Source organism: Cytobacillus gottheilii (genome assembly GCF_018582665.1).
Taxonomy (GTDB): Bacteria; Bacillota; Bacilli; order Bacillales; family Cytobacillaceae; genus Cytobacillus; species Cytobacillus gottheilii.
In genome coordinates, this window is sequence record NZ_CP071709.1 from 2,113,822 (window position 1) to 2,137,037 (window position 23,216).

A 23,216-nucleotide genomic window follows, 5' to 3' on the forward strand; every position below is an offset into this window, starting at 1 on the left:
GTAAATTGAATGTTGGAGGTATATGATATGGATATTTTAAAAATAGAGAATCTGTCTAAAGTGTACGGAACAGGAGATACAGCAGTCAAAGCTCTTGATGATGTTTCTTTTTCAGTCAAAAAGGGTGAGTTCGTGGCGATTATTGGACCATCCGGGTCAGGTAAATCAACTTTGCTGCATATGCTTGGCGGTGTCGATATTCCAACAAGCGGCAAGGTGCTCGTTGACAATACCGATATTTATGGATTAAACGAATCACAGCTTGCGATTTTCAGACGCAGGCAAATTGGATTGATCTATCAATTTTATAATCTAATACCTGTGTTAACAGTGGAAGAAAATATCACGCTGCCCGTACTGCTTGACGGACATAAAGTCGACAATCAGCATTTAACTGATATTGTGAATACACTAGGCCTAGAACACCGGCTGTCTCATTTGCCGAATCAGCTTTCAGGGGGACAGCAGCAGCGTGTTTCGATTGGAAGAGCGCTTATCAGCCAGCCTGCCATTATGCTTGCAGATGAACCTACTGGCAATCTGGACAGCAAAAACAGCGAAGAAATAATGGACCTGCTGAAAATGTTTAATAAAACTTACAAGCAAACACTTATTGTGATTACACATGACGAGCGGGTGGCACTTGAAGCAGACCGCGTTATTTCGATAGAAGATGGCAGGATTGCAAAGGATGAGGTGCTTCATCCATGAATATCGTTAACAAGCTAACCATTCAGCACTTGAAACAGAATAAAAGGCGAACGCTCGTTACGATCTTTGGTGTTATTATTTCTGTTGCGATGATTGCTGCAGTGACCACTTTAGGAGTCTCTTTCCTGGATTTATTTAAAAAACAGTCCATTGCCAATAATGGCGAATGGCATGTGTCGTACGAAAATGTAAGTAAAGAACAAATACAGGCGATTCAGGATGACGATCAAACACAATCAGCCTTTTTATCGAGAGATGAGGGCTATGCCAATTTAACAGGCTCTGAAAATGAAAATAAGCCATATGTCTTTATTAAATCCTTTGATACAGATGGCTTAGAGAATTATCCAATTCATTTAAAAGAAGGCCGATTGCCAAAAGAGAGCAATGAAGCAGTTATTTCAGAACATATGGAAACAAACGGAGGAGTTTCTTATCAGATTGGTGATGAAGTAACACTGCAGGTTGGAGAAAGAGTGAGTAATCTGCCAGACGCTGATCCTGAGATGGAATTAAAACAAACAGCTTCAGTTGTTCAACTGGACGGCGAAACAGCTGAAACGATTGAAGACACTGCTGAAAAGACATATGAGATTGTTGGTAAAATTGAAAGACCGGAGTGGGAGCCAACATGGTCGCCTGGATATACCATGATTTCTTATTTAGATGTTGAAGCAGATGTTTCAGCTGATGTATCTGTTATCGTGAAAGATATTAATAAGGACATATTTGACCATGCGGAGGTTTTAGCAAACAGTATTGGATTGGAGAAAGCATCTTTAAGTTTTAATGACAGTCTGCTCCGCTATTACGGTGTTACAGATAATGCAAACCTGCAAACTACATTGTATAGGCTTCTGGGGATTATTGTTGCAGTTATCATGATTGGTTCTGTTGCACTAATTTATAATGCGTTTGCGATAAGTGTATCTGAAAGATCCCGTCATTTAGGGATGCTTTCAAGTGTGGGAGCAACCAAACGGCAAAAAAGGAATTCCGTCTTTTTTGAAGGCTTTGTCATTGCTCTAATTAGTATTCCGCTCGGCATTGCCGCTGGTTTAACTGGCATATGGATTACCTTCCTATTGATCAATGACATGATTGAAGGAGCTTTAGGCATTTCAGAAAAATTAACGGTAGTTATTACCCCAATGTCAATAGTGACGGCATGTCTTCTGTCATTGGCCACTATCTTTATATCAACCTATTTACCTGCTGTTAAAGCATCAAAAATATCAGCAATTGATGCGATCCGCCAATCACAGGATGTGAAACTTACAGGCAAAAAGATTAAAACACCGAAACTTGTGAGAAAGCTATTTGGCATCGAAGGAGAAATAGGGCTCAAAAATTTAAAACGAAATAAGCGCCGTTATAATGTGACCGTCTTTTCCCTTGTCATCAGCATTCTCTTATTTTTATCGGTCTCCTATTTTACCGATAGCTTAAAAAAATCATTAGAACTGTCACAGGAAGGAATTAATTTTGACATTAGAGTTTCACTCAATAGCAGTAATGAAGAAAAGTCAGAACAGCTGGCAAGTATTAAAGAATTTGATTTGGTTGAGAGTTCAGTGCTGCAAAAACAAATTGATCTAAACTTTTATGTAAAAGAAGAGGAGGCGGCTCTGCCGTTTCAGGAAGACATAAAAAGCGGATTAATAGAGCTGGATGAAAAGGGAGTTCCATATTACACTTCCGTTACCAGTTTGGATGAACGAAGCTTTGAAGATTACGCAGAACAAATTGGTGTGAAATCATTTACAGATGAACCATTGAAAAGTCACCCGGTCATCTTAGTAAATACAGCACAATACGAAGACTCTGAAAGTGGAAAATTTGTCGAAACAGAAGCTGTTTTTAAGGAAATTGGTGAATCTCTATCTTTGCTTTATTATGATTATGAGCAATCAATCGAAAGTGAATTTGCAGATGTCACCATAGTGGCTGAAACAAATGAGGTTCCGATGGGGGTTAATTACGGTGGCATCGGCAGTGTTAACTTAATTACGACCGAAGAGGTTTTTAATGAGTTAGTGGCATCTGACAAACAGGAAATGGCTAATTCAAGTGTATTTCTTCGCAGTTCAGACCCGATAAAACTGCAGGAAATGATCGAAGACGCCGACACTGATTTTTATGTTTCTAATCTGTACAAAGCCAGACAGGAGCAGGAGCAGCTAATTTTGATTCTTTCGGTCTTTACCTATGGGTTTATTGCCCTGATCACATTGATTTCAGTTGCTAATATTTTTAACACAATATCTACTAGTGTTTCCCTTAGAAAAAGAGAGTTTGCTATGCTCAAGTCAGTAGGGATGACACCGATGGGCTTTAATAAAATGATCAGCTATGAGAGTCTCTTCTACGGGTTAAAATCCTTACTGTATGGCCTGCCGCTCAGCTTTATTGTGATGTATCTGATCTATTATGCTACAACTTCATCATTTGAATATACATTTGAAATACCGTGGATGAATATATTCTATTGCATTATCAGCATTTTCGTGATTGTAGGAACAGCCATGCTGTATTCAATTCGAAAAGTCAATCAGGATAATATTATTGAGAGTATTAAACAAGAGAATATATAGAGTACAGCTGAAAAAATGAGGTTCTTTTCTGACCTCAAAAACGAAGCGTCATTCCTAATTGGATATGGCGCTTTTTTACATGAGTGAGTATGGTAAAATTTATAGAAAAGGAGTGGATCGAAGTGAAAAGCAAAGTCAGATTTCCGTTCGTATATTTTTATTTGGAGCCTAATCGGATCTATATGTATAAAATGGACTCTACGGAGTATTTAACTGTTTCGAATTGGTCTCAAAATGGCGAATGGAGATCATTTGAAATAGCTGATGAGGAAGCGTTTGAAACGTTTAAACATGAAGAGACCCAACCGCCTGAAGGATACAGTATATTCGTCAACCAGGATGTGTTGAACGATATGGTTGAAGAAATCAACAACAGTATCCAGCAATATCGCTCATTGCTGGCTTGTAAACCGTTCAGCAGAGATCCATTTAAAGAGGTGGATAGCGTACATATTGTTTCTTCCGAATCCGCAGCAGGCTCGGTTAGAGTAGGACTGCAGCATCCAAAGGCTGTTATAGGCTTTACTGAATTTCTTGCAATCGGTCCCATATGGAAGCTTCATGAGAAAGAAGGACAAGTGTATCGCAATGAATGGCTGTTTGACCATATTAATAGTGAGCAGGATGAATTTGAGGGTGGAAATAAATTTAGGAATATGCTGCGGGAGATCGAAGACATTCCAGAAACTCTGCCGATTTATATCTGGTATGGAAATGATGCATATGAACAAACATTCCTGCGGTTTATTTTATACATACTGCGGCATAAAGCAAATGTGATTTATCTAATGAATTCTGTTGAACTCTATGAGAAATACATAACCACAAAGGATGCACAACACGAATTCTTATATACATGTCATCTTGCCTCTCAAGATGTTAGGATTCTTTTTGAAAAAAGAGGAGAAGTTAAGGCATTAAATGAAGCAGAGCTGTATCAATATCATAAAGAATGGGAGACACTCTCACAGGCTAAGGGAGTTTTGCGGACTTTCCGTGACAATGAAATAATGGAAGTAAAACAGAATCACTATGATTCACTAATTTTAAATACGATCAAAAAATTACATGAGGCACAGGAACAAAAAGACTTTATTAAAACAGGCAGTGTTATTGGTGAGGTTTTGGAAAACCGTAAAGAATTTAAACATGCGGACTATTTGGAATATCGGATCAGGGACTTAATCTATACAGGGTTTCTTGAGTTAAAAGGAGTACCAAAATCGATGAGTCATTATCGTGTGAAGCTGCGTTCGTAATGTTTTTACAATGATAACTGCAAATCTTAGATCCATTTAGATGAGGGGGGATCTCGATGACCAAAAAAATAAGCGACCCTGCTCAATGGCGTGGGAGCTATTATGAACTGGAAATGCAGTATGATGGAGGCGACCAAGAAGTCATAAATGCAGCGCTCAAAACCATGGCAATGCACATGGATTTAGCTTATAAGGATAACTATGTGGAAAAACGCCAGCCTGTCCAGCTTCCAATTCAGATAAATAAAGAGCAAACATATTCGTTTATTGGAAAATTTACTTATTCAGAAACGATTACCCTTAACAGCCTTGTTGAAGTCATTCTTGATGGTGAAACAGCCTCCGTCATTGTTTCAATTCCGCTATGTGAAATAGAAGAGTACTTTTCAATTGACTATCCTTTAACCATCAAGCAAAACCAATGGTTAAAAAGAATGCATGAGATGTTCATTGAACTCTCTGTCATTATTTATGGACAATCCAAGTTTCAGCTTGCTATGATAGGCGATGAGGTTTCCGGTTATACAAGAATAGGTGAAATTAAAGGCAGTGACCTGCACAATGAAGAGATCATCTTTATTCTCCCGGTTGATCTGCAGCGGAAACTTAATGTAGAGCACATAGGAGTAGAATACCCTCATCAACTAAGAATGTACGAAGATATAATGGAGTGAAAGAAATGAGTAATAAAGTGAGCAGCAACGAAGAGAAACAACTTTTAAAGGCACTCTCTAATATGAAAGAAACGGTTATATTGGAAGAAGATAAGAGAGATAAAAAGCTTTATGCAACAGTTGAATACCCTATTAGTCTAGAAGATACCCTGAGCAAGAAGACAAAAGCAGAATTAGATACCATTCGGAAATTTTACGGGCTGCAGGGACTCAGTGCATTAAAAAAAGCACAATTAATAGAAGTGTTAATTGAAAGCATCGTTAATCAAATGGAATCTTTTTTGGAAAGTATAGATGCAGAGAGAATGCAGGTGATTAATAAAATTCTCCAAAATGGAGGGTATTATGCATTTACTGATTTAACTCATCAAAAGATTAGCTATTTTCGTGAAAGCGGCATAGTAGCAACAGGATCCATTAACGGAGAAAGAGTCCTTTATATTCCAGCAGATCTAGTAGAGCAGCTAAAGGCGCTTTGTGAAAGCACAGACATAAAACAAGCAGTCAAACAAAACACGGAGCTATTAAAAATCACAAAAGGAATTATTTTTTATTATGGAGCAGTCTCATACAATGAGTTACAATCGATGATTGAAAAGCTGCTGAAAAAGCCAGTAAATCTGCTCATGTATTTAGAGCTTTTACTTGATCGCAGAGTATATGACTCAGAAATTATTTTTAAAGACGGTTATGTTCAGCATGATGAACTGGAAGATTTAGATAAGCTCAAAAAAGAACATAAAATGCGGCCGCATATTGGGTTTTATCCTTTTACAAAGGAACAGCTCTTTAAAGCAAGTGAACCTGGCTACATTGATCAGACCGCCAGCTATCAGCAGCTGGTGCAATACATGGTGACTCACTATCCCATGAAAAAGTCCGAAGCAGAAAACATTGTAGGAGAAATTGTATTTCTCATAAAGATTGGCAAGCAATTCGGTGAAATTCTGCTTTATCTACAGGAATACATCGATTTTCAGGATGCTGATGAGGTAAATGCTTTTATGAATCCTGTCATGACATTAGTCAATCATACAAAACAATGGCACCTAAAAGGCTACGCACCAAAAGAAATCCGCAAACCAAATACAAATCCAACCGCTGTGTTAGCAACACCTGACAGCAGCAACATTATTGATATAAAATCAAGGCAAAAAAAAGTTGGCAGAAACGAACTATGCCCTTGCGGCAGCGGGAAGAAGTATAAGAAGTGCTGCGGGAAATAATAAGAGCATACTTGTGAAAAATAAACAGAGCCGTTATTTCTTATAAATTTCAAAAAAGAAAGTGTGCATTAAAAGAGACAGTTTATTTCCCATGTTTATGTGCAATCCAGATTATAGGATTAGATCGCTAGCAGTGAGGAAAATAAACAGGGAACCTTTTAAATAACATCACGAATAAAATAAATTAGGAGTGAGGTAGCATGTTTCGAGATAAAAGCAAAGAAGAAAAACGATTTGATGAAAAACTAGTCCAAAATTATCAGCACGGACTGATCTACATTTTGGTTGATCGGAAAACAGGTGTTAATTATATGCATGTTTGGAATACGCAAGGCAGCGGATTAACACCATTATTAGATGAAAACGGAAAAGTCATTGTGGATCCGATAGACGGTTCGGAATAATAAAGTAGTAAAAACCCTTTCAAGTGTGGAAGGGTTTTTGTGCTTTAAGAAGCAGGATTGATCAGTAGAATATTTGAAAAACAAAAAATCGTGATACAAAACCTGCTTATTCGTTACTAAGGTTTTATAAATAAATGATATAAAATAGTTATGCTTAGCAACTATCAATTTATCTTTTATCTTATACAGGTGCATGGACTATTAGGCATATTGCATAAAGTGTTTTTAGTTTCAAACCCGATTTACGATTTAGCGGTGCGTCCATTAATTTGAATTTTTAGTAACTTAACCGAAGAACAATCGTCTATAGAGGAAAGGAGTGAGCGATTTGAGGAAATATATCTATTTCATTATTTGTATTGGAATTCTTTCAATTATCATTTCAGGTTGTTCCATTAGAGGAACAAATGAAGTTCAGATTAATGTTCAAGATAAATTACAGCATTCAGAAACTAAGTTGAAGGTTCAAAAACGTGTTGGCGAAGAGGCAAATTATGAGGAATTTAAAGAAATCAACAATCAGTCAACTGTTCAAAATGTCAAACATCTACTGGAAAGTATTCACTGGGAAAATGCTGAAGTAAGTATGACACACCCTCCTGATTTCCAAATCAATTTCAGCAGTAACAAGGGAATAGCTGTTATAAATTATGATCTATGGATCAGCCCTAACAATGAACAAATCGAGCTTGTTATACAAGGTGAAGGGAAATATGTTCAGTTAAGTAAGAGTAAATCGGGAAAATTGTTCGAAACCATTTCAGGAGAGAGGTTATCTAACTTTGATTAATTTTTGGTTTTATATGGTGTTTTTAATGAGAAAGAGGAGCTAATAGCAATAGGTGGACTGAATATAAATCCCTTCACAAATGTTAAAACAATCGGAAGGCTAAGAAGATTTTATGTTTCTAGATAAGTGAAAATAGATATCCTAACTCAACACATTTTTTAAAGCTATAAAATTATTTTTTTGTAAAACAAGACACATTTATAGAAATGACCAGTTTAATTTTATCAAAAGAGAGATGTTAGAAATTGCTCGATCGATGAATTAACGTAAATTACAGACCAAATGTTTACTGTCTGCCAATTATAGAATGGTTAATCATATTGCAGCTCTCTAATCCTTATAGTGTTAGTTTGTTTAAGTTAATTGTACACTTCATTAAATAGGCAGTTACAAAAATGAGCTGTTTTCCAACAGCTCAAACTTTACTGATTCTTTTTGTTATCATGATGATGACTGTATTTAACAGCTTTAACCGATACTTCATCAAGGTTCTTTCTCTTACCTTCAATTGAGCCGAAGTACGTTTTAGGATCAATCTGTACGGTCACCGTGTCCAAATTGATAGCTTCATTCTTTAGGTTAGAACTAAATGTACGAATCATCAATTCAAGTTCGTACCAACTTTTTGATTCTGATCCCGTATGATCGACAATCAATTCTAATTTGTTGACTCTCTCAAATGTCCAATTCACTCCTTCTCCACATTCTTTATTAACAATTTCTGTGATATAAGGATTAATCATATCAACCAAAAGCTCTTCTGGAGAAGCGTAAATTTCTTTGTTGATCTTGCTGCTAGGATCTTTGTCTGCATGTGCTAGAGAAATAGGGACCGTCAAACTCATTAAGATTAAAAAAGTTAACATTACTAATCTTTTCATATTATTCACCTCAAAGTTAGTATTCCACTTTGAGCAATTTAACGCATACCAATTATTAGGTGATAATATAAATAAACCAATCTTTTGTGACCGCTTGAAAAGACGACACAGATTTTGCCTGATAAACTGAGAAACTTTCTTCCAGTTAAGGACTCCTTTTTTACGGTAGAGCGTATATTATGGTCATAATGATACAGCAGCACTGTTGTCTGAGTGTATTTTCGAAACTCAATAAAAATATATATCTATTAATAATTATGCATATCAACAAAATGGTGCTTGATATACTAACGGGTGGGAGTAGAAAAAGAAAAGGTGCGTTATAAGCACCTTCATCTCATATATTACTCCCAATTTATTGCTTGTTTTTGAACTAAGCTAACCATACTATTTATAGATGGAGACAACCATTTATCTTTATGATAAGTCAAATAAGTAGATAGTGAACTTTGTTCTTTAGAAACGTCTTTTGCTATAAAAATCCCATTTGAAATTTCTTCTTTTGCAGAAAAAAATGGTACAAGTGATACACCTAATCCAGCCTTAACACAGTGTTTTATTGCTTCGATGCTTTGGAATTCCAAACTATCCCTTATATCTAAATGATTTAGTGAAATATATTCGTCAAATACAGATTTATAGCTGCATCTTAAATCGGAATACAATGCTGTGTTTAAATCACCTTTATTACTATTAGGACGGATAAAGACCATTCTTTCTCTTACTAATTCTTCAATATGCAACTCTTCCTGTTTCCAGTTTTCCTTTTCTAAAACCAATGCTAAATCAATGTCACCACTTTGAAGACTCTTAGTTACATCATAGTTCTCTAATGACTTTACTTGAAGACTAACTTTGGGATATTTATGCTTAAATTCGAGAAGGAGCTGAGGAATTCGAAAAATGGTAAGCGATTCAGATATTCCAATTGTAAGTTCCCCTTGAGGCTCTGTTTCAATAGTGAGTGACTGGTTATAAAGATCAATTATCTGATTTGCATAGGGAAGAAATTGCTCACCGAAGTGAGTCAAAATGATTCTTTTTCCTAAACGATCAAAAAGTGGTCTACCTAATTCTTTTTCTAACTCTTTTATATGCGTCGTTATAGAAGATTGAGCATATCCTAAGTAATCAGCAGCTTTATTGAAACCATTTTTCTGCACGATTGTCTTAAATGTAATTAAATGGCGAAGTTCCACTTTTACATCTCCTTTTTCTTGAGTTCAATAATATTGAACTATAATATCAAATATATTAATTTTACTAAAGCATTCGCTTCATTTAAGCTAATAACTGAAAGGTTGTCAAGAACAAATATTGAAGGAGGAAGAAAGTATGAATAAAGAAATTTTACTTCAATCTTATAAATTAAATAAAACAGAATTAAAAAATAGAGTTGGAGTGGCACCGATGACCCGTATTAGTGCTACAGACGATGGATTTGTTACAGATAAGATGGTCAAGTACTATCGCTCTTTCGCCAAAGGTGGATTTGGTTTAATTATTACAGAGGGTACGTATATTGATAAAAAAAATAGTCAGACGTATCAGTATCAACCAGGTATTGCAATAGATGGACAGGCACAAGCTTGGAAAAAGGTAGTAGATGCGGTGCACGATGAAGGTGGGAAAATATTCATGCAATTGCAGCATAGTGGTCCACTTTCTCAAGGAAGTCATTTTTCAGAGGAAACGATTGCTCCATCATCAGTAAAGCCTAAAGGCGAACAGCTCAAATTTTATTACGGGGAAGGAGAATATATAATCCCAAGAGAAATGACAAGAGAAGAGATAAATGATGTAAAAAAGAGCTTTGTAGAAGCTGCTCAAAGAGCAGAGAATGCTGGATTTGATGGGGTTGAAATACATGGTGCTAATGGTTATCTCTTGGATGCATTTCTTACGGAGTATACAAATTTACGTACTGATGAATATGGAGGAAACACAGAAAATCGAGTAAGATTTTTAGTTGAAATTGCTTCAGAAGTCACTAAAGCTGTCGGAAAAGATTTCACATTAGGTATAAGAATATCACAATCACAAGTGAATGATTATCTCTATAAATGGTCAGGAAAAGAGGAAGACGCAAAAATCATTTTTAGTTCTCTAGGTCAATCAGGATTAGATTATATTCACATAACAGAGTATAAAGCATGGCAACCTGCATTTGATGGGGGAGAAAAATCTTTAGTTTCACTAGGAAAGAAATATAGTCAGTTACCGATAATGGCGAACGGCCAATTAGAGAATATTGAAAGAGCAATTGACATTGTAAGAAATGGTGATGCTGATATTGTAACACTTGGAAAAGGTGCCTTAGCTGATCATGACTGGGTTAAGAAAATTGAAAGGGAAGAACCGTTATCCTTTTTTAATCCAGATGAAGTACTTTATCCAGTAGCTAATATTAAAGATTTTGAGATCTAATAAAAAGAAATAAGCTAACTCGTTTGAGTTAGCTTATTGTATTTATATGTCAGGTGTGGGTTGGTTTTCTATGCCCCATTCACACATTTCTTCCAAAATCGGAATAAGTGAAGCACCTTTATCTGTAAGGTAATATTCAACTTTTAAAGGAAGCTGTTGGTATTCCTTTCTTAGTACTAAATCACACTTCTCCAATTCCTTGAGTTGAGAACTAAGTGTTTTGAAGGTTATGTTCCCGATCATTCGATGCATCTCATTGTACCGGATCGGATGGTTTTCTGCTAGTAAATATAAAATGACCATCTTCCATTTTCCGCCGATCAAAGACAAAGTATAACCAAAAGGGGTATCCTGAATATTTTTAACTTTTCCGTGATATCCTTGCATTGTCATTTAAATCATCCTTTCAAATAACTTCTATTTGAACCGAAATATTAGGATCAAAATTAAGTATTAGTTTACAGGCAACTGAAAAAAATGAAAAGAAACTAACTCTTTGGGTACTTTCATAAAAGTGCGTACTTTTAATTGATTTTAATTCAATTATACTAGCACTAGTTAAAAGGGAAAGGAGAATACAAATGACAAATAAAACAATTCGTCTATTAATGCCTCAATGGCAAGGTGGGAATAACCCCAATTATTCCTTTGGGGCGGAACTACTTGCTTGGTTAGCACCACAAAATGAACAGCCACTTATTAGAGTTCCTCTTCATGAACCAGAGGGAAACCAACTTGAAGTTGAAAGGGGTATTTTCGGTAGAAACCAAGTTATGAATCAATTGAAGTCTGCCCAACAAATTATTGCTGCGCATCAACCGGATAAAATCATTATTTTCGGTGGCGACTGCCTAGTTGAACAAGCACCATTTGCCTATCTAAACGAACGTTATAACGGAGAACTAGGATTGATATGGATTGATTCACATCCTGATATTTCTACGCCAAAACAATTTGAGAATAGTCATACTATGGTATTAGGGAATTTGTTAGGAGAGGGAGATAAGGAGTTTGCAAATGAAGTAAAAGTACCTATAAAGCCAGGTAATGTCTTTTTTGCAGGACTTGAAGAAACATTTTCCCACGAGACAGAATTAATTCAAAAGCTCGGCATGAAGACTGCAAGCACCAAAGAGCTAATAGAAAATCCTAGTGCTATTAAAAAATGGATTGTTGAACAGAATATTAAGCATTTAGCGATTCATCTTGATTTAGATGTTCTTGATCCCAGTGCATTCCGTTCTTTAATTTTTGCAAATCCAGATTCAAAAGAACCTATAGATTTTCCAATGGGGAAAATGCATTTTCCGCAATTAACGGAGATCATCCATGAAGCATCAAAAGTAACTAATCTGGTAGGACTCGGTATTACGGAGCATTTGCCTTGGGACTCAATAAATTTAAAAAATCTGTTAAGCACGGTTTCTATCTTTGATTGATTAATAATTCAATCATTACTAAACCTATAAATTGGAGGATATTATGGAAAACGAAAAGAAGACATTACGCTTGATAATGCCACAATGGCAGGGGGGAAACAACTTTTCCTATCACTTTGGAGCTCAACTTTTAGCTTGGCTTGCTCCACCTACAGATGATGAAACAATTGAAGTACCTATTTCTACAGATCCTACTAACGATGATAATGAAGATGGAATTGTAGCAAAAAAGCAAATCATCGAGCAAACTCAATCAGCTTTAAATATTCTTCATGAACGAAATCCGGACAACGTAGTCGTTTTAGGCGGAGACTGTAGCGTAGAACTTGCGCCATTTGCTTATCTTGCAGAAAAATATAAAGAGGATTTGGCCATACTTTGGATAGATGCCCATCCAGACATTAAAACAGCAGATCTATATCCGCATTATCATGCTATGATATTGGCTACTCTACTTGGAGAAGGGGATTCGGATTTGGCTCAGCTTGTTCCAAAAAAAGTTAACCCTAAAAATATAGTATTTGCTGGAATTAATGATGATAAAGAAAAAGCAACTGCTGTATACGAAAAATATAAATTTACTAATGTAAGTTCAGAGGAATTTAGTACCTCCAGTGAAACATTAATTAATGCATTAAGAGCAACGGGTGCTTCTCGAATCGCTGTTCATTTTGATCTCGATGTATTAGATCTTCGCGAGTTCCGTTCTCAAGGTATTGCAAAGCCAGAACGTTATGAGGAGTATGTAGGAAAAGGGTTAAAGCGTTCAAGCATGCAATCTGTTACTCGCCTAATTCAAGACGTGAGCAATGAATTTGATGTAGTTGGACTGGGTATTACAGAACATTTGCCTTGGGATGCTTTTACACTTTCAAATATGCTTCGGAATTTACCGTTGTTGAAAAAACATTAACACAAAAATAAAATATATTTCATTCTGAGCAACCGTAAGAGTTGCTTTTTTTTATGCTTAATGGTATTCATTTCAGCCTGATTTGAGCAAAAATCATGATAATCTTATTAAAGGAATTTACATTAAAAAAAATTCTTTATTCTATATTATTGAATTATTATTGTCGTCTAATTTTGTAATTGAGAGGAAAATGACATGAGTATTAATATTAGAAAAGCAACACTAAATGATGCTTTACTTGTGACAAAAATGACTGCTGAACTTTTATCAGAGCTAAAGGCAACAACTATTTCAAGTGATGAGTTAATGGATGTTTGTTTAGAATTGCTAAAGAAAGAAGAAGAACAATGGACTGCATTTTTAGCTTTTAAGGAAGATGAATGTGTTGGTGTACTAACACTTTTTGGTGTTATGGCTTTGTATGCACCTGGTTCATTAGGCATTATTCAAGAATTATATGTTGCACCCAAAATGCGGAGTGAAGGTGTAGGAGAACAATTAATCGTTTCCGCAAAAGAGCATGGAAAGAAATTTGGATGGATTAATTTAGAAGTTGGAACTCCGAATCCAGAAGCATGGAGCAGAACTGTTTCTTTTTATAAACGTTTGGGATTTAAAGAGATTGGTCCTCGCTTAAAATACCATTTAAATTAGTGGGGATGAATCTTCATTATTCCTCTTCCTTGTGGAAGTTCGCACTTAACCAATTGGGTGCTTTCCTAAAGTAAAATGGAACCCTTTTTATGTCGCTAAAGTGGCGGGTTAGTGCAATAAGAAACATAAAGAAGAAATGGGAAAATATGATATATTATTTAATAAGGAGGGATATAAAATGAACGCTATTAATCGTTGGATTGTTTTTATTTTTCTTACTTTCTTTACTTTTTTAATGGTCTACAAAGGATTAAATTTATGGTCTCTTGGAACGAATGTGGATGGTGACGGCATCGGAATACACCTTTTAGGATTAGAGATAAATGACCGAGTACCAGAAGCGAATATTCGAATATATGCAATTGGTTTCTTTGTTGCAAGTTTGATTACTATGTTGATTGCCTTTGCACTTGTTGGAAAAACTTTTTTAAAGTTAAAAGGTAATACAACAGTAAGTTAATTATTGATAGATATTCAACTATTGGGTGAAAGTGTTGAAGATGGGAGCTGTCATTATCGGCAGCTTTTTCTTTTTATGCTAACGTATGCAGGCTAGAGGAAAAGAATTATATTCTACTAAAATAGGTGGTACAGTTTAATAATATTAATACCTAAATTTAGGAGGTTTTCTATATGCCAATGGAACAAGAAACCATAAGTATGTTAATTAGTGGATTTTTAATTATAATGGGAATTGCAATTGGAATTACAATTTTTTTGTGGGTGAAAAATAAGAGACGGAGTGGGGCATACGCTTGGCTTTTCCTACATTTTTTGTTATCCTCTGTTGCAGTATATTTTTCTTTACAAGCCATTTCGTTTGATTACCTTCATCCTATGGCATCGGAAGAAATATCTCTTCGTTTAGGGTAAACAGGAGTATTTGGGCTTTAACTATGATTTGTTTGTTGTTGGGTATATACAATTTTTCCAAATTAATTAAAAAGGTATAGCTCCTTGTTGAACTAACTGGTGCTCTCCTTAGATAAAATGTAAGCCGTTTTCTTATGATGCTATAAGGGCAGTTTAGTAAAAGAATGGATTTATAATACAAGTTGAACTAATATTTAGAAAATAGGTCCTAAAAGGAGTAGATTGATAATGGAAAAGGTCACACCATTTTTAATGTTTCAAGATGGCAAAGCAGAAGAAGCAATGAATTTTTACACATCTCTGATTGAGGATTCAGCAATTACAAATATTGTTCGATATGGTGCAAATGAAAGTGGGGATGAAGGAACTGTCATGCAGGCTACTTTCACCTTAAAAGGTCAAGAATTTATGTGCATTGACAGTAATGTTAAACATCAGTTTTCCTTCACACCTTCGTTCTCAATATTTGTTACTTGTAATACCGAAGAAGAACTTGACAATATTTATCAGAAGCTGAACGAAGGTGGACAAGCACTTATGCCACTAGGAGATTATGGATTCAGTAAGAAATTTGGCTGGCTAAATGACCGTTTTGGAGTTTCATGGCAACTTAATCTACCTAATTAATATGAAAAACTTAATATCCTGTTCATACCAACAATAAAAAGCATAACGGGTGCTTATGTTTCAGATCAGCTGCCAAATAAGGCGGCTTTTCTTGAGGAATAAACGGAGCAGCATTCCTGAAATAAGTGAAAATCAAGCTTGTGTTGGGACCGCTTCGGAGAACTTTTTTATTGTAGAAAAGAACCAGGATTATTAAAGAAGGATTTACTATTTTTGTTCAAAGGTGGTGATAAATAGTGGAAAAAAGTAATACAAAAGAATTTCTAAAGGAAGCTATTATCACATTTATTACAAGTATTTTATTGCTTTTTGCTTTGCTAACATTACAAATCAATGGAGTATTTGTTCATATAGGAACACCACCAAACGGTATTAGTCATCAGGCGTTATTTAATTTGCTTATAATTGTGGCAGTAGTATCGCTAATATATTTGTTCAATGATAGAGGTATAAAAGGAATAATAATTGCGATAGGGGTATTTTTCATAATAGTATCATCCCTTCCAAATCTTCTAATAGAGGCTGAATACACGAGATTTTCTTCTCCAGATCATAAAGAAGAATTTGTAGTGATTGAAAGAGGTTATGGTCGCCTATACCAATTATCAAATTCAAGATTATATATGACTTATTTAACCAGCATTAATACAGATGATGGCTATAAGCCATTTTCGGACAGTGCATTTAAATTAGAATGGGAAGAACCGCATCAATTGATTATTCAGTATAAGTTTGATTATACGTTAGATTCCTTGAGTAAAGAGATTTCAACAAAATATAAAGTGAAGTGATTTAGGTGATAAAGTGTTTCATTAATTACTTTCTATTTGTTGAAGTTATTAAGCTACCGGGTGGTTTAGTTCAATAACTCCAATACCCTAAAAGAGCCAGATAAATATTATTTTATTCATTAAAGTGTATATGTTGGCTCTTTCTCTTTCTCATTCATCTCCATCTTAAAAAATCAGTCAGTCTTATCAGAATGTTTGTCTTCTGAGTCTGCTAATTGCTATGAACAGGAAATGATAATTTCCAGTAAAGTTTCCCAATTATTTTAGCAGAAACTGTTTCATTTTTAATGATGATCACACCTTTCATTTTACCTTAACAAAGAAGGTATCAGTTCCGATAGTATCGTTACCTTTCCTAGTCATTGATCGCGCCAAATATTTCATTTAATCATCTATTACCACCAATTTGTATGGTTCGAATTAGGTGGGTTGTGCTTTTGTGCTTCATCCTTCATTAATTCTTGGCTGTCTTTGGCATTCTTATCACTGATTCGTTTATAACGGTTGGTTTTTTTATCTAAGAAATATCCAAATAAGAGAAGTGCAACAACAAACATTCCTACAAAACTCCATACCAAAACCATAATATTACCTCCTTTGTCTATTGTTAACTATATTCAACTTCTTTTCTGTCATTCCCTTGTTCCAAAAAACTATCCTTCTAGTCAAAAGATAATAATTACTCGATTAACAGCAGATCTTAAATGCTTTGGGAAGGTTATTCCTTATTCTCAGCAATCTTTTTCAGTGCCTTTGCACGAGAAGCTATGAATGCCGTCATATATTTCTCCAAAAATAACTTGTCGGCTACAACGCCAATTGGACCGAATGGTGATTTATATTGAAATTTATCAATCATTATGGTTCCGCCAGCTTCTTCAATAAACTGATGGGTATGAACGAAGGAATGGAAAGCTCCTGTCACCATAACATCAACAAATTTATGTGGTTTCTCCATTACTGTCACTTTGGCTGTCAACCTTTGTTTAATCCCAAAATGGATGGCTTCCCAGGTAACCGTATCACCTTGTTCTAAAAATCCTTCTGTCACTCCACTAACAGCTCTTTCCCTAGTTTTAGAGGTCGTTTGAGTATGAATATCTACATTTCTTGCAAGGTCGAAACATACTTCAACTGGTGCTTTAATAAATTGCTGATGCTCAATTACAGGCATTTTATTTTCTCCTTTTAATTAAAAACCTTCAATATCAAAGTTCATTCTGCCGTCACGGTAAATCTGAAATGGATCAACTCCGCCAATCAATACTTTTCCATTATAAATTGATGCTGTTTCATTCCATTCAAATTCCTGGCCATTATGCTCTGTTTCAAGTTTTATATGATGCCAGAAGGAATGGCCATCTTCATATTCGACTTCACCAATCTCAAAGTTTGTTAATGTATAGCCTTTGTCTTGCGAGATCTCTACTTTCTTTAAATAGAACTCTTTTGCTTCTTCATCAGAAAATGTAATATCTTCATTTAATTTATAATCATCCGTTTTTACATCATATTGGAACAAGTGTAATTGCTCGAAAGCCTTCTCATAATTGCCATCTATCATTGACCGATAATAATCCTTGATTAAACCTTCTGCTTTTCTTTCTTCAGTGGAATTACACCCTGTAAGGAGTAGAATTAATGATAAAATAAACAAAATTTGAATTAATTTGTACATCTATTCACTCTCCTAAAATTCCCAGTTCCACTCTAACTTTAGCACAAAATTTGTAAAAGCACTTTAATTCTTAACGTTAATTTGTATGTGAAGAATGAATTATACTTCAAGAAAAAATTTAATGAAAAATAAAATAGAAACCATTTCAGAAGTTGGCTTGTTTAGTGGCTATTATTCAATATTTGAATGGGGAATTATTATCACAGAAAAATAGTTTCCAAGAGGTGATTAAGTTCCTGATTATTTAAGTGTATTTTCTTCCTAATAATTCCAACTTTATTATTAGTATATTATAATATAGCTATTATTTTTATACTCCATTGGGTTACTAACATCAGTTTATGCATTAAGGTTAGTTCCTAAAGATTTGCCCAAGCTGCATTTATGTGATCTGACATAATAAATGGATATTGTTCATATGGGCATTGATCTATAAAGGGATTGATGTCTTTTTTATGGGAACTTATTGTACAAATCAGCCAGCAAAATTAAAGAAGACAATTTTTCATTAGGGGTTTATCTGGTTACCTGTAAAGTAAAGTAAGGAAATGGAGGTAACAATAGTTGAATTTAGCCACTAATCTTCGTAAAAAAGGAATTATTGTAACGGAATTTGAGAGCATAGGTCATGATTATAGAAAAGAATGGATCAAATCATTATTTGAATCTATAAATGAAAAAAGATTATATCGTCACCATTTTTTATGGGAGCTGTTGCATAGTAATAAAATGAATTACCTTGAGGGTAAAGAGGCAAACAAAACTTTTGATAGAGTGAACAAACAATACTGTTATATATTTTTTCAAGAATCCAATGATGTTTTAAAAGTAGAATTTGCTTCAGAAATGAAAGCAAATGATTTGTTACATCAATATGGTGAATATAGAGACGTGTACGTAGTTGATAAAGGGTTTAATTGGACATACGTTATTCCGCACGAAAAAGGGATATATGGGCCGTATTTTTATCGGAAATAACTTTAAAGGAACAAGTGTGTTGATACACATAGGATTAGTGCTTTTTATGAAGTGATTTAACTAATCAGGTCAGGTGCGTGCAAGTAGGGATAAGATGAGAAAGATTAGAACATGATATGACGGAAATTGATAAAGGAAGTGTTTCTATGCTTCAGATGAAGATAATTAAAAAATTTAAAACCTCTTATCAGATTAAATTTTCCAATGACTATCGTTTTTTATGCCATACAATGGGCAGTAAAACAATTATTTATGATACGAATTCTTGGGAAAAAATAAAGGAGCTTAGTGAACCTAATCACCCAGGGTTTATTCACTTTTCCGACAATGATGAATATTTGTATATAAAAAACACAAGTGGTACTTTATATTTGTATGAAACAGTTGGATTTGAATTAATTAAGACCATTAAATCGAATAAAAAATATCAACTTGTTGAAGCAGACTTTGCTTTAACCAATACTTCACTCGTTATTCTCGATACATTGAATACAAAAGACGGAAACCAATTGGCATTAATCAACATGGAAAATGGTGACATTAGAGTCTTAACTCAAATAAAAGATTCAATTAATTATGCCTATTATAATCAATTCATCGAGGCTGAAAGAGCCTATTTATTTACTCTAGTTTATGAAATTACCGATAAATACAACGATGAATACATAGTTCGTAAAATTGTAAAAGTGAAAGAACCATTAAATAATGAAGCGATAGAGGTAATAGAAAACTCTGAGATCTGGGATTGGAATTTTATCCTTTTTAACTCTATTCATAACTCATTTATTGTAGTTGAAAGATATGACATAATTATGCTTGATGCACAATTTAATGAGATTATAAAGAGAGTTAAGTTGTCAGATAAAGTTTCTCCAGAATTAGGTGTTTTTCACTATATTCACCTTTCAAATGATGGTCAATTTATTATCCTTACATATAGTAAAAGAGTTATAATCCTGCGATACGAAGATTTAGAACCAATTGTTGTTGAAGAGATTCAATATGCTTGTTTTGGTGAATTCAGCAGCGATGACCGATTTATTCTGATAGGAACGTGGAATAATGGATACATTCTTGAAAACACGCTGTGTTAGTTTTTTGAAGAGCTTATGGTCGCTGTGGTTCTTAATGTGTAATGACTCCGCTTAGAGTGAAGGTTATTTTAATTCCAACTGCTAAATTAGGCAGCTATTCCTGCCACAAATACAGTTTAATTGAAGAACTAGGCCATCATTCCTAGGGTTTCTATTTGCGTCCCTTACATAATATTTTGTTCTCTCGTCAGAAGGGTATTCTGGACTCTTTCCGCCAAGACTTCCGGTCATTTCAAGTGGAATTCACCGACGATCTGATCATTTTTTAAATAAAGACAAATAACGAAATATCTACCTAGATATGATTGATTAAACAAAAAAAGAGAGGTGTCACCTCTCAATTGTAAGTTACTGTTTGAAAACAAATTGTTCTCTATATCTGCGCTGGTCGTTAGGATTATCGCTTTTCTTTATCCAAGTTACAACAACTTTAAGCTCTGTTGCTTTCGTATATAAAGGAAAGTTTGAATGATGAAATGCAGGAGATAAATTCTTTTCAGGTAAATCATTTTGAATAGTAAACAGTTCAAATTCTATGTTTGTATTAGGCTCATCTCTATATGCTTCAACCCTTACCAATTCAATATTATCATTGCCGATATTTTTAATGTCCAGACTGTAAAACTTATATAACTCTGGTTTATCTGATTTTGGATCTTGACTATCAGCTTTATCTACAACTACTTCCCATTGCTTAGAAGATTCCATAGCAGGAATTTTATCCAAAGAAGTAGCTAGGCAATTACTTGATACAAAGCCCATCATTAAGAAAGAAAATAATAAACATGAGACAATCTTTTGCAAAACAAACACATCCTTTTTTTTCTTAGTTTGCTTTAGGATGTAAAGTCTATACACATTTGTTAAACTTCGTGACGCAATGCAACTCCATAACGAAATGCTTATATTTATACTTAGGGGATAGTTTAGTTGAAGAAAGACCCAATATTAAACAAAAAGGAAGCATGTATAGTCTAGCTTATTATTCGAGAAGCACGATTTTATATCATCACCATCCCATCCAACAAGATAAGGCTGAACAAGCAATCTTTCTATTTTAAGTATAGGGTAACGTTATTAGAATAAAGAATAAATGTTTGGGAAGAGTATGAAGAAAAATATATATGAGGTGGATTTTATTGGTTAAACAATGCTTATGCCTAGTAGGATCATTATTATTTGCATTTACCGTTGTGCACACAGTCAATGCAGAAACTATTCCAGAAGTAGAAAATTCGCATTTCACAACTGAAGATATTGTTTCAGACTTAGTAATGCCAACTATTGATAAAAGAGTGATAAAAGAATATAAAGGCGATGACCTATTTGGCTGGGAATGGCAAAGAATTGTCGGAATAAAGTACAATAACAATCATTCATATGACATTGATGTAAAAATTAATATTCCTTCAAAAGATAATAACGATATAGAAGATTTAGTTAAAGTAAGAGTATCCCCATCCTGTGACAGTGAAAAGATTAATAAGCAGAAATGTAACCACGATTTTAATATCGAAATTATAGACTACAAACATTTATCTCGATAAGGAAGGGTACTAATATTAAAGTTCCAGAGCTGCCACTAAGGCAGCTTGTTTAGTTTTATTTTACTAAAGGGTCAGAATAGTGGGGGAGGAATAATAAGTATAAGCGCGAATAAATTAAGAAGTATATGTTTTACATTAAATCAAAGGTTACTCACTGTAATATAATTCTTAACTACCATAGCTGATTGTTTCTCTACTTATTAATCTGCAGGAATAATGTTAAGAGACCGCTATATATGAGGAGGATAATAAATTGGAGTTAGTTTTTATTAGGCACGGACAGGGTGAACATACTCTGAATCTACCTTATAGTCTATATACAACTGATCCTTCTTTAACAAAAGAAGGTATAATTCAGGCGCGAGAGCTTAGAACCCAATTTCCTATTTCAGAAGATGACATTGTAATAATCAGTCCTATAAGAAGGGCATTACAAACAGCAATGATATGGACAGAAGGAATAGGTTCTACAAAATTGGTAAGCCCACTAATCTCCCCAAGAATATTTCCTCTAAAACAAGATTCCAAAACACTTCCATGTGATCAGCTATTAACAAGGGAAAAGATAAGAAAGGATTTTCCTGGTTTTATCCTTGATAAAGAATCGTCACTTAATTTATGGATATATGGAATAAATACTATTCCAGAAAATGAGTTTATTTTGTTAGCAAAACATTTTCTAGAATGGTGTAAAAAACAAGATAAGAAGAGGATTTATATTGTATCTCATGATGGAACAATCACTTCTTATAGACAATATATTTTGGGTGAAAAATTGTCTAGAGATGATTTTCCGAAAGAAACAGGATGGTTTATACTTAATTACTAACCTTGATATAAGTAATAAAAAATTGAGTTTCATTAACCAATGACAAAATTAATGGCCTTTAACAAGGGAAGTTATTACTATGCTAAAAATATTATAAGTATTAGATCTTATGGTTAAATAGTCCAATCTATAAATGAAGAGGGGGATTTTTTGAAAAGATATCTAAAAATCTTAACTTTAATTATGATTTTAATTTTAATAGGATGCGAACCATTAGCGAAAGAAACGATGGACTTTTATGAAAATACAGGGAGTATTGACCTGTCTAGTGAAGATATTAATTCTATTTCAATAAATTCATCTGAGAAGGATGTAATCAACAATTTCGGAAAACCAAATGAAGTCGAAGAAATAGACAATCCAAAGTCAAAATATTTAAGTTACGATGGTGTGGAGTTTGGATTTGTAGATGACAAGGTTATTCGATTATTCATTAAAAGAACACACGAAAACTCTAAAATATATGAAACTTATAAAGAAATTAAAATTGGAGATAAAAAAGAAAAGGTAATGAAAGAATACGGTGATCAGTATTATGAAAGGGTTGAAAGTGGCATAGATACGGTTGGATATTTTGATAAAGATAATAGGATAAATATAGAGTTTGGGATTAATGAAGATAAAGTGATAGCTGTTATTATTCAGCAAATTGGTTGGAAGGAAGATAATTAAGCTATAACGGAGGAATTCCAGATAAACTGCCTAACTTGACAGGTTCTTTAAAATTCCACAATAGGGGCATGTTAGCTTAGGAAGGAAAATACGATTAGAATAAAGAATTTACAGGAAATAGTGACAAGCTAGCAATATATATTAAAGGGGGAAAA

General features: G+C 34.2%; 27 protein-coding genes and 1 pseudogene. 21 read left to right on the forward strand and 7 right to left on the reverse strand.

The features are described from left to right. The first annotated feature begins 27 nt into the window (after positions 1-27). From J1899_RS10445 to J1899_RS22620, 8 genes and pseudogenes are all read left to right on the forward strand, one after another. Positions 28-711: an ABC transporter ATP-binding protein gene (locus J1899_RS10445; protein WP_066446177.1), complete on the forward strand. Its 684-nt coding sequence runs from the start codon at positions 28-30 to the stop codon at positions 709-711. Further along, positions 708-3,305, forward strand: a complete 2,598-nt coding sequence (locus J1899_RS10450; RefSeq protein ID WP_214478581.1) for an ABC transporter permease — start codon at positions 708-710, stop codon at positions 3,303-3,305. The genes J1899_RS10445 and J1899_RS10450 overlap by 4 nt, the downstream gene beginning before the upstream one ends. Positions 3,306-3,427: 122 nt before the next feature. Further along, entirely contained in the window at positions 3,428-4,564 is a 1,137-nt protein-coding gene (locus J1899_RS10455; protein ID WP_214478582.1) for a DUF1835 domain-containing protein, read from the forward strand. A gap of 56 nt (positions 4,565-4,620) precedes the next feature. After that, positions 4,621-5,238, forward strand: a complete 618-nt coding sequence (locus tag J1899_RS10460; protein WP_214478583.1) for a hypothetical protein — start codon at positions 4,621-4,623, stop codon at positions 5,236-5,238. A 5-nt stretch (positions 5,239-5,243) separates the two neighbouring features. Then, positions 5,244-6,464, forward strand: coding sequence for an SEC-C metal-binding domain-containing protein (locus J1899_RS10465; protein ID WP_214478584.1), 1,221 nt, complete (start codon positions 5,244-5,246; stop codon positions 6,462-6,464). Positions 6,465-6,664: 200 nt separating this feature from the next. Beyond that, positions 6,665-6,868, forward strand: a complete 204-nt coding sequence (locus tag J1899_RS10470) for a DUF6440 family protein (protein ID WP_066446161.1) — start codon at positions 6,665-6,667, stop codon at positions 6,866-6,868. A gap of 328 nt (positions 6,869-7,196) precedes the next feature. After that, on the forward strand, positions 7,197-7,658 hold the full coding sequence (locus tag J1899_RS10475) for a YhfM domain-containing protein (RefSeq protein ID WP_214478585.1): 462 nt from the start codon (positions 7,197-7,199) through the stop codon (positions 7,656-7,658). Between the two features lie 9 nt (positions 7,659-7,667). Beyond that, positions 7,668-7,781, forward strand: a pseudogene (locus tag J1899_RS22620) (GNAT family N-acetyltransferase); the annotation flags it as partial. A gap of 299 nt (positions 7,782-8,080) precedes the next feature. On the opposite strand, the gene J1899_RS10480 reads toward J1899_RS22620, so the two are convergent. Both J1899_RS10480 and J1899_RS10485 read right to left on the reverse strand, forming a co-directional pair. Continuing rightward, positions 8,081-8,524, reverse strand: a complete 444-nt coding sequence (locus J1899_RS10480) for a DUF3888 domain-containing protein (protein WP_214478586.1) — start codon at positions 8,522-8,524, stop codon at positions 8,081-8,083. A gap of 359 nt (positions 8,525-8,883) precedes the next feature. Beyond that, positions 8,884-9,738: a LysR family transcriptional regulator gene (locus J1899_RS10485; RefSeq protein ID WP_214478587.1), complete on the reverse strand. Its 855-nt coding sequence runs from the start codon at positions 9,736-9,738 to the stop codon at positions 8,884-8,886. A 136-nt stretch (positions 9,739-9,874) separates the two neighbouring features. Between J1899_RS10485 and J1899_RS10490 the strand changes: the two genes are divergently transcribed. Then, the gene (locus tag J1899_RS10490) at positions 9,875-10,966 is read left to right on the forward strand and encodes an NADH:flavin oxidoreductase (RefSeq protein WP_214478588.1); all 1,092 of its coding nucleotides are present in this window, start codon (positions 9,875-9,877) and stop codon (positions 10,964-10,966) included. 42 nt (positions 10,967-11,008) lie between these two features. Here J1899_RS10490 and J1899_RS10495 read toward each other — a convergent pair whose 3' ends face one another. Beyond that, positions 11,009-11,359 (reverse strand): winged helix-turn-helix transcriptional regulator, encoded by a 351-nt coding sequence (locus J1899_RS10495; protein WP_214478589.1) that lies wholly within the window; start codon positions 11,357-11,359, stop codon positions 11,009-11,011. A 188-nt stretch (positions 11,360-11,547) separates the two neighbouring features. Between J1899_RS10495 and J1899_RS10500 the strand changes: the two genes are divergently transcribed. The 7 genes from J1899_RS10500 to J1899_RS10530 all read left to right on the forward strand — a co-directional run bounded on the left by J1899_RS10500 (position 11,548) and on the right by J1899_RS10530 (position 16,263). Further along, a complete protein-coding gene (locus J1899_RS10500; protein ID WP_214478590.1) occupies positions 11,548-12,405 on the forward strand; it encodes an arginase family protein in 858 nt (285 codons plus the stop codon). A 43-nt stretch (positions 12,406-12,448) separates the two neighbouring features. Next, entirely contained in the window at positions 12,449-13,318 is an 870-nt protein-coding gene (locus tag J1899_RS10505; RefSeq protein WP_214478591.1) for an arginase family protein, read from the forward strand. A gap of 195 nt (positions 13,319-13,513) precedes the next feature. Next, on the forward strand, positions 13,514-13,972 hold the full coding sequence (locus J1899_RS10510) for a GNAT family N-acetyltransferase (protein ID WP_214478592.1): 459 nt from the start codon (positions 13,514-13,516) through the stop codon (positions 13,970-13,972). A gap of 178 nt (positions 13,973-14,150) precedes the next feature. Then, positions 14,151-14,432: a hypothetical protein gene (locus tag J1899_RS10515; RefSeq protein WP_214478593.1), complete on the forward strand. Its 282-nt coding sequence runs from the start codon at positions 14,151-14,153 to the stop codon at positions 14,430-14,432. Between the two features lie 173 nt (positions 14,433-14,605). After that, positions 14,606-14,845 (forward strand): hypothetical protein, encoded by a 240-nt coding sequence (locus J1899_RS10520; RefSeq protein WP_343216744.1) that lies wholly within the window; start codon positions 14,606-14,608, stop codon positions 14,843-14,845. Between the two features lie 228 nt (positions 14,846-15,073). After that, the gene (locus J1899_RS10525; protein WP_214478594.1) at positions 15,074-15,472 is read left to right on the forward strand and encodes a VOC family protein; all 399 of its coding nucleotides are present in this window, start codon (positions 15,074-15,076) and stop codon (positions 15,470-15,472) included. Positions 15,473-15,708: 236 nt separating this feature from the next. After that, entirely contained in the window at positions 15,709-16,263 is a 555-nt protein-coding gene (locus J1899_RS10530; RefSeq protein ID WP_214478595.1) for a hypothetical protein, read from the forward strand. 395 nt (positions 16,264-16,658) lie between these two features. Here J1899_RS10530 and J1899_RS10535 read toward each other — a convergent pair whose 3' ends face one another. The 3 genes from J1899_RS10535 to J1899_RS10545 all read right to left on the reverse strand — a co-directional run bounded on the left by J1899_RS10535 (position 16,659) and on the right by J1899_RS10545 (position 17,941). Further along, complete coding sequence (locus J1899_RS10535) at positions 16,659-16,847, reverse strand: hypothetical protein (protein ID WP_214478596.1); 189 nt, start codon at positions 16,845-16,847, stop codon at positions 16,659-16,661. A gap of 134 nt (positions 16,848-16,981) precedes the next feature. After that, complete coding sequence (locus J1899_RS10540; protein ID WP_214478597.1) at positions 16,982-17,437, reverse strand: SRPBCC family protein; 456 nt, start codon at positions 17,435-17,437, stop codon at positions 16,982-16,984. 18 nt (positions 17,438-17,455) lie between these two features. After that, positions 17,456-17,941, reverse strand: coding sequence for a hypothetical protein (locus tag J1899_RS10545; RefSeq protein ID WP_214478598.1), 486 nt, complete (start codon positions 17,939-17,941; stop codon positions 17,456-17,458). A 564-nt stretch (positions 17,942-18,505) separates the two neighbouring features. Between J1899_RS10545 and J1899_RS10550 the strand changes: the two genes are divergently transcribed. Together J1899_RS10550 and J1899_RS10555 are read left to right on the forward strand one after the other, a co-directional pair. Next, positions 18,506-18,919 carry a DUF4275 family protein gene (locus J1899_RS10550; RefSeq protein ID WP_214478599.1) on the forward strand — a complete coding sequence of 138 codons (414 nt, stop codon included), beginning with the start codon at positions 18,506-18,508 and terminating at the stop codon, positions 18,917-18,919. A 146-nt stretch (positions 18,920-19,065) separates the two neighbouring features. Next, on the forward strand, positions 19,066-20,013 hold the full coding sequence (locus J1899_RS10555) for a YncE family protein (protein ID WP_214478600.1): 948 nt from the start codon (positions 19,066-19,068) through the stop codon (positions 20,011-20,013). Positions 20,014-20,361: 348 nt separating this feature from the next. Here the strand turns inward: J1899_RS10555 and J1899_RS10560 are convergent, their stop codons facing one another. Further along, positions 20,362-20,817, reverse strand: a complete 456-nt coding sequence (locus tag J1899_RS10560; protein ID WP_214478601.1) for a hypothetical protein — start codon at positions 20,815-20,817, stop codon at positions 20,362-20,364. A gap of 335 nt (positions 20,818-21,152) precedes the next feature. Here J1899_RS10560 and J1899_RS10565 point away from each other — a divergent pair, with 335 nt between their 5' ends. The 3 genes from J1899_RS10565 (at position 21,153) to J1899_RS10575 (ending at position 23,061) form a co-directional block, all read left to right on the forward strand. Further along, entirely contained in the window at positions 21,153-21,560 is a 408-nt protein-coding gene (locus J1899_RS10565) for a hypothetical protein (protein ID WP_246586635.1), read from the forward strand. Positions 21,561-21,813: 253 nt separating this feature from the next. Further along, the gene (locus J1899_RS10570) at positions 21,814-22,389 is read left to right on the forward strand and encodes a histidine phosphatase family protein (protein ID WP_214478602.1); all 576 of its coding nucleotides are present in this window, start codon (positions 21,814-21,816) and stop codon (positions 22,387-22,389) included. Positions 22,390-22,539: 150 nt separating this feature from the next. After that, positions 22,540-23,061: a hypothetical protein gene (locus tag J1899_RS10575; RefSeq protein WP_214478603.1), complete on the forward strand. Its 522-nt coding sequence runs from the start codon at positions 22,540-22,542 to the stop codon at positions 23,059-23,061. Positions 23,062-23,216: the final 155 nt, after the last annotated feature.